The sequence below is a fragment of the Kitasatospora sp. NPDC049285 genome (assembly GCF_040678815.1).
Lineage (GTDB): Bacteria > Actinomycetota > Actinomycetes > Streptomycetales > Streptomycetaceae > Kitasatospora.
Genome location: NZ_JBFAQR010000010.1, coordinates 138,232 through 151,551, shown reverse-complemented (window position 1 = coordinate 151,551; position 13,320 = coordinate 138,232). Strand labels below are relative to the sequence as shown.

Below are 13,320 nucleotides of genomic sequence, written 5' to 3'. Positions count from 1 at the left end.
GGCTCCCAGTAGACGACTGGGTTGATAGGCCGGGTATGGAAGCCCTGTGAGGGGTGGAGTTGACCGGTACTAATAGGCCGAGGGCTTGTCCTCAGTTGCTCGCGTCCACTGTGTTGTTCTGAAACAACGACCCCCATCGATACGGGTGGGTGGCGGATGGTTTCATAGTGTTTCGGTGGTCATAGCGTGAGGGAAACGCCCGGTTACATTCCGAACCCGGAAGCTAAGCCTCATAGCGCCGATGGTACTGCAGGGGGGACCCTGTGGGAGAGTAGGACGCCGCCGAACAATCTTTCAGAAGAAGCCCCCTGACGGGATGTCAGGGGGCTTCTTCGCGTTCTCTGACAGATTCCGGGACAGAAAAGGACCCGACAGGTCCGTACCATTGCCGGTTCCGGCGGTGGGCGGCACACTGTGGCGTCATGGTCGTGGAGCGGGACGAGGGCACCGGCGAGAGAGCTGGGCGGGGCGGCGACGCTTTTCGGGCGTTCTATGAGGCGGCGTACGGGCAACTGGTGGCGCATCTGTACGCGCTGACGGGCGATCTGGGCGAGGCGCAGGATGCCGCGCAGGAGGCGTTCGTCCGGGCGTGGAACCACTGGGGGCGGCTGTCGGCGCATGAGAATCCGGTGGCGTGGGTGCGGTTGACGGGGCAGCGGATCGCGATCAGCCGGTGGCGGCGGGCGCGGACGGCGTTGCAGAGCTGGATCCGGCACGGGGACGCGAATCTGCCGGTGCCGGGCCCCGGACCGGAGACGGTGGCGTTGGTGGAGGCGTTGCGGCGGTTGCCGGAGGCGCAGCGGTCGGCGTTGGTGTGGCATCACATGGGGGGTCGTTCGGTGGCGGAGATCGCCGCGGACGAGGGGGTCCCGGTGGGGACGGTGAAGGCGCGGTTGCATCGGGGGCGCCAGGCGTTGGCGGTGCTGTTGGGGGAAGAGCCGGCGGCGGTCGCGCAGGAGCCGGTGGTCGCGCCGCTGCGGCCGGTTCGGGCGGGCGCCGCGGGTGAGCAGGGGGCGGCGGTGCGGGACGGCGGGGCTGACGGGGAGCCGGCGGCTGTGGAGTTGACGGAGGATCAGGGCGCGCCGGTGCGGGTGCCGGAGGACTGTGGTTCGCGTGTCTAGGGGCGGGGTGGACGAGGAGGACCGTCCGGCGATTCCGGCCGGGCGGTTGGAGGACTTGTTCGACGGGCTGCGGCGGGAGGTGGTGCTGGGGGTGCCGGTGCCGCCTTCGGCGGAGGTGGTGCGTCGGGGGGTGCGGCGTCGGCGGCGTCGGGTGGGCGCGGCGGCCGGGGCGGGGGTGCTCGGGGCGGCGGTGCTGTGGTCGGGCTTGTCGGTGTTGCCGGCGCGGGGTGGGCACGGGGTGGCGGGTCATCCGGTGCCGGATTCGGTGGCGCCGTTGCCGTTGCCGACGGATGGTCCGTCGTTCCCTTCGGTGGCGCCCATGCCGGTGGTGCTGGATCGGGTGCCGGGTCCGTTGGCGTCGGCGGAGGCGCCGGTGCGGTCGCTGGTGCTGGACGTGTCGCGGTTGCCGAGTGTGCTGGGGGCGTACGGGCCGTGGGCGGTGGCCGCTGACGCGTCGCCGAGCGCGGAGGCGGGTTCGCCGTCGCCGGGGTCCGGCGAGGTGGTGACGGAGACTGCGGAGCCGTTCGCGGAGGGGTGCGTGGCGAGGCTGGTGCGGTCGGTCGGGGCCGAGCAGGTGTGGGGGGAGGCTTACACGGACGGGGGCCGGGAGGAGGTGACGGCGCACCAGTTCGTGTTGCGTTTCGGGAGTTCGCAGGAGGCGGCGCTCGTGGGTGGCCGGTTGCTGGCGGGTGGGGACTGCGTGGCGCCGAGTGCGGGCTGGGTGGTGGAGCAGCAGGTCGGCGGGGTGGTGGCGTTGGGGGTGGAGGTGCCGGTGGCGGCGGCGGAGGAGGTCGCCGTGCACGTGGACGGGCCGCTGGTGGCGGTGTTGACGGTGCATCGGGGTGGGCGCGGGGTGTGGCCGGGGGAGGGGTTGTCGGAGCCGTTCCGGGATGCGGCGACGGAGTTCCTGGCGTTGGGTGACTCCCCGGCGCAGTGAGGCGGGCGAGCTGGTCGCTGCGGACGCGGGGGAGCTCGTCGAAGCGAGGCGGCGGAGCCCGTCCAGGGTTCTTCAAAAAGTTGGGGTTCATCGAAAAATTTCCGGAACTCGATGCAACCTGCCCCTGGCCTGCCGCGTAAGTGTGATGGGACCGCTGCCGCTTGGGCGGTGGTCCGACGGGGGATGCGCTCGGCCGGGTCATCGGGGCAGAACAGGGGACTGCCCCGGTGTCCGGCCGAGCGGGCCGCCGGTGAGCGGCGGTCGGCGGGCCCGGCCGGGGAGAGGTGGGGTGCCGTGGGCGTGGGGGCGGTGTCGGAGCCGGCGGGGTTGCGCGGGCGGGTGACGGGTTCGGGGTCCGGGCCGGTGGAGTCGATGGTGGTCTGCGAGAACCTGGTGCGGATCCATCGCGCCGAGGGGGTCGAGGTGCAGGCCCTGCAGGGGCTGGATCTGACCGTGGAGGACGGCGAGTTGCTGGCCGTGGTCGGGGCGTCGGGGTCGGGGAAGTCGACGCTGCTCGGGATCCTGGCGGGGCTGGACGTGCCGACGGCGGGCAGTGCCCGGGTGGCGGGGCACGATCTGCTGGCGATGGGGAGGCGCGAGCGGCTGGATTTCCGTCGCCGGACGGTGGGTTTCGTCTGGCAGCAGACCGCTCGGAACCTGTTGCCGTATCTGACGGCGGTGGAGAACGTGATGCTGCCGATGGGCTACGCGGGGGTGCGGCGCCGGGAGCGGCGGGCGCGGGCGGTGGAGTTGCTGGAGCTGCTGGGGATCGGCCGGTTGGCGGGGCGGCGGCCGGCCGAGATGTCGGGCGGTGAGCAGCAGCGGGTGGCGATCGCGGTGGCCAATGCGAACGCCCCGGCGCTGTTGCTGGCGGACGAGCCGACGGGGGAGTTGGACAGTGCGACGGGTGAGGAGATCTTCGGCGCGCTGCGGGCGGTGAACGAGGAGCTGGGGGTGACGGTGCTGATCGTCACCCATGACCTGATGGTGGCTCAGGAGGTGCGCCGGACGGTGCGGATCCGCAACGGCCGGACCTCGACGGAGGTGCTGCGGCCGGAGCGCGGGGAGCCGGGGGTGGAGTACGCGGTGCTGGACCGGGTGGGCCGGTTGCAGTTGCCGCAGGACTTCACCGAGGCGCTGAGGCTGCGCCGCCGGGTGCGGTTGGCCCTGGAGGAGGACCACATCGGGGTGTGGCGGGTCGAGGAGTCGGAGGTGCGCGGGTGACCGAGGCGATGGTGGTGGTGGAGGGGGTGCACCGGACGTTCGGCGTGGGGGACCGGGCGGTGCACGCGGTGCGCGGGGTGTCGTTCACGGCGCATGCGGGGGAGCTGACGGCGCTGCGGGGCCGCTCGGGGTCGGGGAAGACCACGCTGCTGAACCTGGTGGGCGGGCTGGACACCCCGTCGGCGGGGCGGATCAGCATCGACGGCACGGATCTGGCGGGGTTGGACGAGGCGGGTCGGCTGGCGCTGCGGCGGGACCGGATCGGGTTCGTGTTCCAGTCGTTCGGGTTGATCTCGGTGCTGACGGCGGCGGAGAACGTCGGGGTGCCGATGCGGCTGCGGCGGGTGGCGGTGCGGGAGCGCGAGGAGCGGGTGCGCGACCTGCTGGCGATGGTCGGGCTGAGCGAGCAGGCGGCGCAGCGTCCGGCGGAGCTGTCGGGTGGTCAGCAGCAGCGGGTGGCGGTGGCGCGGGCGTTGGCGAACCGGCCGGCGTTGCTGGTCGCGGACGAGCCGACCGGGCAGTTGGACGCGGACACCGGGCTGGCGATCATGCGGTTGCTGCGTTCGGTGGTGCGCAGCGAGGGGGTGACGGCGCTGGTGGCGACGCACGACCAGCAGCTGATGGAACTGGCGGACCGGGTCCTGGAGTTGCGGGACGGCCGGATCGTCGAGTAGTCGGGGGCCCGGGTGCTGGACCCGGGCCCCCGCGTGGTGGGGCGGGTTCAGGCCCAGAGGTCGCGGACCTGGTCGGCGACGCGGGCGGCCTGGGCGCGGCCGGCTTCGGCGGCGGGGGTGCGGACGGCCGGGTCGAGCGGGTTGGCGCCGAACGCGGCGCGGGAGTCGTCGTCGGGGGTGAGGGCGAGGACCCGGGCGGTCTTCTCCAGCTCGACGATCTCCGGTTCGGTGAACTGGTCGGGCATCGGGGAGAGGATGAGGACGGCTTGCTGACCGGTCATCAGGTCGGCGTTGTTGGAGCTGCGGACGCCGCCGTCGGTGTAGCGGTGGCCTTCGATCTCGACGACGGGCCAGATGCCGGGGACGGCACAGCTGGCGGCGACGGCGTCGACCAGGGGGATGCCGGAGTCGCGGTCGAAGTAGCGCGGTTCGGCGGTGTCGACGTCCACGGCGACGAGGGTGAGCGGCCAGCTGGGCCAGTCGTGGCGGGGGAGTCGGCCGGCGATGACGGCGTGCCGGTCGGCGGCGGGGACGGTGTCGGCGGCGAGGGCGAGGGCGCAGAGCCGGCGGCGGAGTTCGGTGCGGTCGGTGACCTCGTCCAGCAGCTGGTTGAGGGTGGCGATGACCGTGCCGAGGGCTTCGAAGGGAGGTGTGATCTCGTGGTTCTGCAGGCCGGGGTCGGTCTGTCGCCGGTAGAGCTCGGCGAGCGGGAGGCCGCCGGCGAGCTGGGCGGCGACGGTGGAGCCGGCGGAGGTGCCGATCACGTGGTCGGCGCGGCCGGGGACGTCGATTCCGGCTTCGGCGAGGCCGTGCAGGAGTCCGGTCTGCCAGGCGATGCCGGTGAGTCCGCCGCCGCCGAGTACCAGTCCGCGCAAGGTGGTTCCCCCTGTAGTCGGCGTGCGCTCCGGTGGGGCGCACGCGCCGTCAAGATGATGACAATTCTCCCCCAGTGACGGACTGATCAGCGGATATTCGGATCAGAAGTCGTAATCTCTGAGGCATGGTGGACACGGGCCGCGGCCGACTGCGGATCTATCTCGGGGCGGCCCCGGGGGTCGGCAAGACGTACGCCATGCTGTCCGAGGCGCACCGGCGCCGGGAGCGGGGCTCCGACGTGGTGGTCGGCTTCGTGGAGACGCACGGTCGGGAGCGGACCGCCGAACTGCTGGCCGGGTTGGAGATCGTCCCGCGCCGTGCCATGACGCACCGCGGCGCCGACTTCACCGAGCTGGACCTGGATGCGGTGCTGGCCCGCGACCCGGCGATCGTGCTGGTCGACGAGCTGGCGCACACCAACGTCCCCGGCTCGCGCAACGCCAAGCGCTGGCAGGACGTGGAGGAGCTGCTGGCGGCCGGCATCGACGTGATCTCCACCGTCAACGTCCAGCACCTGGAGTCGCTGGGCGACGTGGTCGAGGGCATCACCGGGGTGCGGCAGCGCGAGACCGTCCCGGACGACGTGGTGCGCCGGGCCGACCAGATCGAGCTGGTCGACATGTCCCCGCAGGCGCTGCGCCGCCGTCTCGCGCACGGCAACGTGTACGCGCCGGAGAAGGTCGACGCGGCGCTCGCCCACTACTTCCGGCCCGGCAACCTGACCGCGCTGCGCGAGCTCGCGCTGCTGTGGACGGCCGACCGGGTCGACGAGTACCTGCAGCGCTACCGGGCCGAGCAGGGCATCCAGGGCACCTGGCAGGCCCGCGAGCGGATCGTGGTCGGCCTGACCGGCGGCCCCGAGGGCGCCACGCTGATCCGCCGGGCGGCCCGGATCGCCGCCCGCGCGTCGGCCGGTGAACTCCTCGCGGTGCACATCACCCGGTCCGACGGACTGTCAGGTTCCTCGCCGCAGGCGCTGATCGAGCAGCGGGCCCTGGTGGAGAGCCTCGGTGGCTCCTTCCACACCGTGCTCGGCGACGATCCGGCGGCCGGCCTGCTGGACTTCGCCCGCGGCGTCAACGCCACCCAGATCGTCATCGGCACCAGCCGGCGCAAGTTCTGGCAGTACGTGTACGGGCCGGGCGTCGGCTACACGGTGACCCGGGACTCCGGCGACATCGACGTCCACATGGTCAACCACGAGCACGCCGCCCGCGGCCGCGGCCGGATCCCGATCCGCAAGGTCACCGACCTGGGCCGCACCCGCACCCTCGCGGGCTGGTTCATCGGGGTGGCCGGGCCGCCGCTGCTGGCGGTGCTGCTCACCCACTTCCACGGGCTCGGGCTCTCCACCGACATGCTGCTGTTCCTGTCGCTGACGGTCTGTGCGGCGCTGGTCGGCGGGCTGTTCCCGGCGATCGCCTCGGCGCTGGTCGGCTCGTCCGCGCTCAACTACTACTTCGCGCCGCCGGTGCACACCTTCACCATCTCCGAGCCGCAGAACATCATGGCGGTGGCGATCTTCACGGCCGTCGGCATCGCGGTCGCCACGGTGGTCGACCTGGCCGCCCGGCGCAGCCACCAGGCCGCCCGCAGCCAGGCCGAGGCGCAGACCCTGTCCGCGCTGGCCGGCACCGTGCTGCGCGGCGCGCCGAGCGGTGAGGGGGTGCTGACGGCGCTGCTGGAGCAGGTCCGGGAGACCTTCCAGCAGGACGCGGTGGCGCTGTTGGAGCGTCCCGACCCGCACACCGCGTGGCACACCGCGGCCTCCGCCGGGCCGCGTCCGCCGGCCGGCCCCGAGCAGGCCGACGTGGACGTGCCGGTCGGCGAGCGCCTCGCCCTGGTGCTGCGCGGCCGGGTGGTGCCCGCCGAGGACCGGCGGATGCTCGGCGCGTTCGCCAACCAGGCCGCCGTCCTGCTGGACCGCCGCCGCCTCGCCGGGGAGGCCGCCGCCGCCCGCCGGGAGGCCGAGGGCAACCGGATCCGCACCGCGCTGCTCGCCGCCGTCTCGCACGACCTGCGCACCCCGCTCGCCGGGATCAAGGCCGCGGTGACCTCGCTGCGCGCCGAGGACGTCGAGTGGGAGCCGGAGGACGAGGCCGAGCTGCTGGCCGGCATCGAGGCCGGCGCCGACCGGCTGGACCACCTGATCAACAACCTGCTGGACATGAGCCGGCTGCAGACCGGCACCGTCACCCCGCTGATCCAGCCGACCGACCTGGACGAGGTGGTGCCGTTCGCGCTGGGCGGCGTCCCGGCGGGCAGCGTCAAGCTGGACGTGGCCGAGACGTTGCCGATGGTGCGCGCCGACGCCGGGCTGTTGGAGCGGGTGCTCGCCAACCTGGTGGAGAACGCCGTCAAGTACAGCCCGGACGGCAGCCCGGTGCTGGTCAAGGCCGACCGGCTGGACCAGGCGGGGCGGGCGGCCCGGGTCGAGCTGCGGATCGTGGACCGCGGCCCGGGCGTCCCGGAGGAGGCGCGGGAGCGGATCTTCGCGCCGTTCCAGCGGCACGGCGACGCGCCGCGCGGCAACGGCGTGGGCCTGGGCCTGGCCGTCGCCCGCGGCTTCGCGGAGGCGATGGGCGGCACCGTCACCGCCGAGGACACCCCCGGCGGCGGACTCACCATGGTGGTCGCGCTCGACGCCGTCGACCTGCACGACCACCCCGACAACCGAAAGGCCGGTCCCGCATGACCCGGGTCCTCGTCGTGGACGACGAACCGCAGATCGTCCGCGCGCTGGTGATCAACCTGAAGGCCCGCAAGTACGAGGTCGACTCGGCGCACGACGGCGCGAGCGCCCTGGAACTGGCCGCCGCCCGCCACCCCGACGTGGTGGTGCTCGACCTGGGCCTGCCCGACATGGACGGTGTCGAGGTGATCCGCGGCCTGCGCGGCTGGACCCGGGTGCCGATCATCGTGCTCTCCGCCCGGCACGCCTCCGACGAGAAGGTGGAGGCACTGGACGCCGGCGCCGACGACTACGTCACCAAGCCGTTCGGGATGGACGAGCTGCTGGCCCGGATGCGCGCCGCCGTCCGCCGCGCCGAACCGGTCGCCGCCGAGGGCGAGTCGGTGATCGCCACCGAGTCCTTCACCGTCGACCTGGCCGCCAAGAAGGTCAACCGGGACGGCGCGGACGTCCGCCTCACCCCGACCGAGTGGCACCTGCTGGAGGTGCTGGTGCGCAACTCCGGCCGACTGGTCAGCCAGACCCAGCTGCTGCAGGAGGTGTGGGGCCCCGCCTACCGCAAGGAGACCAACTACCTGCGGGTCTACCTGGCGCAGCTGCGCCGCAAGCTGGAGGCCGACCCGTCGCACCCGCGGCACTTCATCACCGAACCGGGCATGGGATACCGGTTCGAGCCGTGAACGGACGGCCGGACGGGACCTGCCGCTCTGCCGCCGGGCGGTGCCGAACCGGTACCCTTCCGGCATGAGTGGTGACAACATCGGCGCGCCGGCGCAGGGCCGTTTCCGCCGCATGCTGACCCGGCTGACGTCCTCCTCGGAGGAGCTCGCCGCGCAGGAGCTGCGGCAGGACACCGCCGAGGCGGGCTGCACCCCGATCGCCGCCTGCGGCGACCGCGAGGTGGTCACCGTCGCCGGCACCCTGCGGACGGTGACGCTCCGCCCGCGCGCGGGAGTCCCGGCGCTGGAGGCCGAGCTGTTCGACGGGACCGAGGCGCTGGACGTGGTCTGGCTGGGCCGTCGCTCGATCGTGGGAATCGAGCCGGGCCGCCGTCTGATCGCCAGCGGCCGGATCAGCCATGCACGCGGCCGTCGCGTGCTCTTCAACCCCCGCTACGAGCTGCGTCCGGTGGGACACGGGAGCGAGTCAGCGTGACCAACGAGGCCGAGGCCGCCCGCATGACCCCCGACGACCGGCAGGACGACGACAACAGCGTGTACGAGCGGGACGCCTCCAAGGAAGCGGCCGAGACGGTGCTCAAGGCCTTCGGCGGCGTCCGCGGCATGGTCGACATGACGCTGCCGGGCCTGGTCTTCATCATCGCCTTCAACATCACCCACAAGGTGCCGGTCGCCGCCTGGTCGGCGCTGGCCCTGTGCGCGGTGTTCGTGGTGATCCGGCTCGCCCGCCGGGAGACCATCCAGCACGCCTTCAGCGGCGTGTTCGGCGTGGCGATCGGTGCCTGGATCTCCATGAAGACCGGCAAGGCGCAGGACTTCTACCTGCCGGGCCTGCTGTGGAACGTCGGCTACTGCGTGGCGCTGGCGATCTCCGCATTGGTCCGCTGGCCGATGATCGGCGTGATGCTCGGCCCGATCACCGGCGAGATGTTCACCTGGCGCAAGCAGAACCCCGGCCGGCTGGCCGCCTACACCAAGGCCACCTGGGCCTGGGTGCTGATCATGGGCCTGAAGCCGCTGGTCCTCTTCCCGCTGTACTTCACCGGCAACGTCAACCTGCTGGGCTGGCTGAAGGTCGCGCTCGGCATCCCGCCGCTGCTGCTGGCGATGTACGTGACCTGGCAGATCCTGCTGAAGGCGCCGCCGCCGATCAAGGCGGAGGTCCTCGAGGACGAGGACGAGCAGAAGTGAACGAAGGGCCCGCGCCGACGGCGCGGGCCCTTCGTCGTCGTTCGCGGGATCAGCCGGCGAGCAGCGTCTCCAGCTCCTCCTCGCGTTCCTGGGCGGCGACGAACAGCAGCTCGTCGCCGGCCTCCAGGGTGTCGTTGCCGCTGGGGACCAGCACCCGGCCCTCGCGGATGATGGTGACCAGCGCGGTGTCCACCGGCCAGGCCACGTCGCCGACCCGGGTGCCCACCAGTGCGGTGTCGGCGGCCAGGGTCAGCTCGACCAGGTTGGCGTTGCCCTGGGAGAAGCGCATCAGCCGGACCAGGTCGCCGACGCTCACCGCCTCCTCGACCAGCGCCGACATCAGGCGCGGGGTGGAGACCGCGACGTCCACGCCCCAGGACTCGTTGTACAGCCACTCGTTCTTCGGGTTGTTCACCCGGGCGACCACCCGCGGCACGCCGTACTCGGTCTTGGCGAGCAGCGAGACGACCAGGTTGACCTTGTCGTCGCCGGTCGCGGCGATCACCACGTGGCAGCGCTGCAGCGCGGCCTCGTCCAGCGAGGTGATCTCGCAGGCGTCGGCCAGCAGCCACTCGGCCAGCGGGACGCGCTCCACCGAGATGGAGTTGGGGTTCTTGTCGATCAGCAGGACCTCGTGGCCGTTCTCGAGCAGCTCGCCCGCGATCGAACGGCCGACGGCACCGGCTCCGGCGATGGCGACGCGCATCAGTGATCAGCCTCCTCGGGGCCCTTGGCGAAGGCGGCCTCGACGGCGGCCAGCTCGCTGCGGCGCAGCATCACGTGGACCAGATCGCCTTCCTGCACGACCATCTGCGGCGTGGGCAGCACGCCCTCGCCGACCCGGGTGACGAACGCCACCCGGACGTCCGCGGCGGCCTCCAGCTCGGAGACGCGGTGCCCGACCCACGCGGCGGAGAACGCCACCTCGGCGAGCTGGATTGCGCCCGACGGGTCCTGCCAGACCGGCTCGGCGCCGCTCGGCAGCAGCCGGCGCAGCATCTGGTCGGCGGTCCAGCGGACGGTCGCGACGGTGGGGATGCCCAGGCGCTGGTACACCTCGGCGCGGCGCGGGTCGTAGATGCGGGCCGCGACGTGCTCGACGCCGAAGTTCTCGCGGGCGACCCGGGCGGCGATGATGTTGGAGTTGTCACCGCTGGAGACGGCGGCGAACGCGCCGGCCTCCTCGATGCCCGCTTCCTTCAGGGTGTCCTGGTCGAAGCCGACCCCGGTGACCCGGCGGCCGTTGAAGCCGGCGCCGAGGCGGCGGAACGCCGTCGGGTCCTGGTCGATGACCGCGACCGAGTGGCCTTGTTTCTCGAGCGTTCTGGCGAGGGCGGAGCCCACGCGCCCGCAGCCCATGATGACGATGTGCACGCGACTACCTCACCCGGTCCGTTGGGGTCATGACCTGCGTAAACACCGCTCATCGTCCTTCCGTGCCCCGGAATTCGGGGGCGAGTCGTGGGCCGCGCCTGGGATCCGACGCGCCGGGCAACTCGGTGTTGCCCGTTAACTCTTCATCCGACACGCTAGCCGGTCCGCCGAACACAGTCGCGAGCAAGGTGGCACCGGGGGCATGCGGCGGCACCGGGAGCCCTTACGATTCCTTGCTGTGCCTATGCCTGCTGACCTACCGAAACGCATCCTGATCGGGCGTGCCCTCCGCAGCGACAAGCTCGGGGAGACCTTGCTGCCCAAGCGGATCGCGCTGCCGGTGTTCGCCTCCGACGCCCTGTCCTCGGTCGCCTACGCCCCCGAGGAAATCCTGCTCACGCTGTCGCTGGCCGGCGCGTCGGCGATCCACTTCTCGTGGCAGATCGGCGTCGTGGTCGCCATCGTGATGCTCGCGGTGGTCGCGTCGTACCGGCAGAACGTCCACGCCTACCCCAGCGGCGGCGGCGACTACGAGGTCGCCACCGTCAACCACGGGCCGAACTCCGGCCTGGTGGTGGCGAGCGCGCTGATGGTCGACTACATCCTCACCGTGGCGGTGTCCACCACCTCGGGCGTGGCCAACGTGGTCTCGGCGGTGCCCGCGCTGCGCGGGCACGAGCTGGGGCTGTCGGTGACCCTCGTCATCGTGCTGATGGGCATGAACCTGCGCGGCGTCCGGGAGTCCGGCAGCGCGTTCGCCGTCCCCACCTACGCGTTCATGTTCGGCGTGATCGGCATGGTCGGCTACGGCCTGGTGCGGCACTTCGCGTTCGGCGCGCAGATGCCGGCCGAGAGCGCGCCGTTCCACCTGGAGGCGACGCCCGGCAACGACTCGCTGGCCGGGTTCGCGCTGGTGTTCCTGCTGCTGAAGGCGTTCTCCTCCGGCTGTGCCGCGCTGACCGGTGTGGAGGCGATCTCCAACGGCGTGCCGGCGTTCCGCAAGCCGAAGAGCAAGAACGCCGCCACCACGCTGCTGATGATGGCCTCGATCGCCGTGGTGATGTTCATGGGCATCATCTACCTGGCGCACCTGACGGGCACGCAGATGGCCGAGAACCCGGTCGAGCAGCTGGTCGGCGCGCCCGAGAACTACCACCAGAAGACCGCGCTCGCGCAGATCTCCGAGGCGGTGTTCTCCAACTTCACCCCGGGCTTCTACTTCATCGCCGGCGTCACCGGCCTGATCCTGGTGCTGGCCGCCAACACCGCCTTCAACGGCTTCCCGGTGCTCGGCTCGATCCTCGCCCAGGACCGCTACCTGCCCCGCCAGCTGCACACCCGCGGCGACCGGCTGGCGTTCTCCAACGGCATCATCCTGCTGGCGGGCGCGGCGATCCTGTTCATCGTGGCGTTCGGCGCCGACCCGAACCGGCTGATCCAGCTGTACATCGTCGGCGTCTTCGTCTCCTTCAACATGAGCCAGTCCGGCATGATCCGGCACTGGACCCGCGAGCTGAAGACCGAGACCGACCCGAAGAAGCGCGCCCACATGCAGCGCAGCCGGGCGATCAACACCTTCGGCCTGGTGATGACCATGGCGGTGCTGATCGTGGTGCTCGCCACCAAGATCAGCCACGCCTGGATCGCGATCGCCACCATGGTGGTGCTGTTCGTGATGATGAAGGCGATCCGCCGCCACTACGACAGCGTCAACACCGAGCTGGTGGCCGCCGAGGAGCCCGACGACGTCGCCCCGCCGACCCGGGTGCACGCCATCGTGCTGGTCTCCAAGCTGCACAAGCCCGCGCTGCGGGCCCTCGCGTACGCGCGACTCGCCCGGGCGCACACCCTCGAGGCGGTCACCGTCAACGTCGACCCGGTCGACACCGCGGCGCTCCGCCAGGACTGGGACGCGCGCGGCATCGACGTCCCGCTGAAGGTCCTCGACTCGCCGTACCGCGAGGTCACCGGGCCGGTGCTGGAGTACGTGAAGAACCTCCGCCGCTCCAGCCCGCGCGACGTCGTCGCGGTGTACATCCCCGAGTACGTGGTGGGCCACTGGTACGAGCACCTGCTGCACAACCAGAGCGCACTCCGGCTCAAGGGCCGCCTGCTGTTCAAGCCCGGCGTGATGGTGACTTCCGTACCCTGGCAGCTGGAGTCCTCGGAGCGGCGCAAGTCGCCCAAGGCGTGGTCCGCGCCCGGCGCGGTGCGCCGCGGCGAGCCGCGCCAGGCGGTGCCCGCCGCCGACGAGGGCCGGGAGAGCGACGCCGCACCGCGCGGCTGACCCGACCCGTTCCGCATCCCGTCCAGCCCCTGTAAGGAAACGACGCCGTGACCCGCAACAACCCGCCCCGTTCCTCCGGTCGGTCGGGACGCCCCGGCCGCGCGTCCGGCGCCAAGCCGGGGCAGGTGGCGCACCCGCGCTGGAGCTCCCGGCCGGCCCGCCCCGAGGCCACCGACCGGGAGGGGAACACCGCCCGCAGCCTGCCGCCGGTGCCGGGTGACGCCTCGTCATCGGCGAAGGGCGGTGCGGGTGCCAGGGGTGCCG

At 72.2% G+C, this 13,320-nt stretch carries 12 protein-coding genes and 2 rRNA genes; 11 read left to right on the top strand and 3 right to left on the bottom strand.

Features of this window, described 5'->3' with window-relative positions:
• The 6 genes from AB0K51_RS10345 to AB0K51_RS10320 all read left to right on the top strand — a co-directional run.
• Positions 1-93: ribosomal RNA gene (locus AB0K51_RS10345) — 23S ribosomal RNA — on the top strand; the annotation flags it as partial.
• A 78-nt stretch (positions 94-171) separates the two neighbouring features.
• A 5S ribosomal RNA gene (rrf, locus tag AB0K51_RS10340) occupies positions 172-288 on the top strand.
• 134 nt (positions 289-422) lie between these two features.
• Positions 423-1,121 (top strand): SigE family RNA polymerase sigma factor, encoded by a 699-nt coding sequence (locus tag AB0K51_RS10335; RefSeq protein WP_363452668.1) that lies wholly within the window; start codon positions 423-425, stop codon positions 1,119-1,121.
• Between the two features lie 319 nt (positions 1,122-1,440).
• Entirely contained in the window at positions 1,441-2,058 is a 618-nt protein-coding gene (locus tag AB0K51_RS10330; protein WP_363452666.1) for a hypothetical protein, read from the top strand.
• Between the two features lie 372 nt (positions 2,059-2,430).
• Positions 2,431-3,282, top strand: coding sequence for an ABC transporter ATP-binding protein (locus AB0K51_RS10325; protein ID WP_363452686.1), 852 nt, complete (start codon positions 2,431-2,433; stop codon positions 3,280-3,282).
• 8 nt (positions 3,283-3,290) lie between these two features.
• Positions 3,291-3,956 (top strand): ABC transporter ATP-binding protein, encoded by a 666-nt coding sequence (locus tag AB0K51_RS10320; protein WP_363452684.1) that lies wholly within the window; start codon positions 3,291-3,293, stop codon positions 3,954-3,956.
• Between the two features lie 47 nt (positions 3,957-4,003).
• Here the strand turns inward: AB0K51_RS10320 and AB0K51_RS10315 are convergent, their stop codons facing one another.
• A complete protein-coding gene (locus AB0K51_RS10315) occupies positions 4,004-4,831 on the bottom strand; it encodes a patatin-like phospholipase family protein (protein ID WP_363452664.1) in 828 nt (275 codons plus the stop codon).
• A gap of 125 nt (positions 4,832-4,956) precedes the next feature.
• On the opposite strand from AB0K51_RS10315, the gene AB0K51_RS10310 reads away from it, so the two are divergent.
• The 4 genes from AB0K51_RS10310 to AB0K51_RS10295 all read left to right on the top strand — a co-directional run bounded on the left by AB0K51_RS10310 (position 4,957) and on the right by AB0K51_RS10295 (position 9,395).
• Entirely contained in the window at positions 4,957-7,527 is a 2,571-nt protein-coding gene (locus AB0K51_RS10310) for a sensor histidine kinase KdpD (RefSeq protein WP_363452662.1), read from the top strand.
• Entirely contained in the window at positions 7,524-8,204 is a 681-nt protein-coding gene (locus AB0K51_RS10305; RefSeq protein ID WP_363452660.1) for a response regulator, read from the top strand. The genes AB0K51_RS10310 and AB0K51_RS10305 overlap by 4 nt, the downstream gene beginning before the upstream one ends.
• 64 nt (positions 8,205-8,268) lie before the next feature.
• Positions 8,269-8,679 (top strand): OB-fold nucleic acid binding domain-containing protein, encoded by a 411-nt coding sequence (locus AB0K51_RS10300; protein WP_363452658.1) that lies wholly within the window; start codon positions 8,269-8,271, stop codon positions 8,677-8,679.
• The gene (locus tag AB0K51_RS10295; RefSeq protein ID WP_363452656.1) at positions 8,676-9,395 is read left to right on the top strand and encodes a DUF3159 domain-containing protein; all 720 of its coding nucleotides are present in this window, start codon (positions 8,676-8,678) and stop codon (positions 9,393-9,395) included. The genes AB0K51_RS10300 and AB0K51_RS10295 overlap by 4 nt, the downstream gene beginning before the upstream one ends.
• A gap of 49 nt (positions 9,396-9,444) precedes the next feature.
• On the opposite strand, the gene AB0K51_RS10290 is transcribed toward AB0K51_RS10295, so the two are convergent.
• Positions 9,445-10,101, bottom strand: a complete 657-nt coding sequence (locus tag AB0K51_RS10290) for a TrkA family potassium uptake protein (RefSeq protein WP_363452654.1) — start codon at positions 10,099-10,101, stop codon at positions 9,445-9,447.
• Positions 10,101-10,769 (bottom strand): TrkA family potassium uptake protein, encoded by a 669-nt coding sequence (locus AB0K51_RS10285; RefSeq protein ID WP_363452652.1) that lies wholly within the window; start codon positions 10,767-10,769, stop codon positions 10,101-10,103. Before AB0K51_RS10285 ends, AB0K51_RS10290 begins: the two co-directional genes overlap by 1 nt.
• A 244-nt stretch (positions 10,770-11,013) precedes the next feature.
• On the opposite strand from AB0K51_RS10285, the gene AB0K51_RS10280 reads away from it, so the two are divergent.
• Entirely contained in the window at positions 11,014-13,056 is a 2,043-nt protein-coding gene (locus AB0K51_RS10280; RefSeq protein ID WP_363452650.1) for an APC family permease, read from the top strand.
• Positions 13,057-13,320: the final 264 nt, after the last annotated feature.

Excerpts from the sequence above, each read along its gene's own strand:
- AB0K51_RS10300 (WP_363452658.1), top strand. The coding sequence starts at position 8,269 with ATGAGTGGTGACAACATCGGCGCGCCGGCGCAGGGCCGTTTCCGCCGC.
- AB0K51_RS10305 (WP_363452660.1), top strand. The coding sequence starts at position 7,524 with ATGACCCGGGTCCTCGTCGTGGACGACGAACCGCAGATCGTCCGCGCG.
- AB0K51_RS10325 (WP_363452686.1), top strand. The coding sequence starts at position 2,431 with ATGGTGGTCTGCGAGAACCTGGTGCGGATCCATCGCGCCGAGGGGGTC.
- AB0K51_RS10310 (WP_363452662.1), top strand. The coding sequence starts at position 4,957 with ATGGTGGACACGGGCCGCGGCCGACTGCGGATCTATCTCGGGGCGGCC.
- AB0K51_RS10280 (WP_363452650.1), top strand. The coding sequence starts at position 11,014 with ATGCCTGCTGACCTACCGAAACGCATCCTGATCGGGCGTGCCCTCCGC.
- AB0K51_RS10330 (WP_363452666.1), top strand. The coding sequence starts at position 1,441 with ATGCCGGTGGTGCTGGATCGGGTGCCGGGTCCGTTGGCGTCGGCGGAG.
- AB0K51_RS10320 (WP_363452684.1), top strand. The coding sequence starts at position 3,291 with ATGGTGGTGGTGGAGGGGGTGCACCGGACGTTCGGCGTGGGGGACCGG.
- AB0K51_RS10335 (WP_363452668.1), top strand. The coding sequence starts at position 423 with ATGGTCGTGGAGCGGGACGAGGGCACCGGCGAGAGAGCTGGGCGGGGC.
- AB0K51_RS10290 (WP_363452654.1), bottom strand. The coding sequence starts at position 10,101 with ATGCGCGTCGCCATCGCCGGAGCCGGTGCCGTCGGCCGTTCGATCGCG.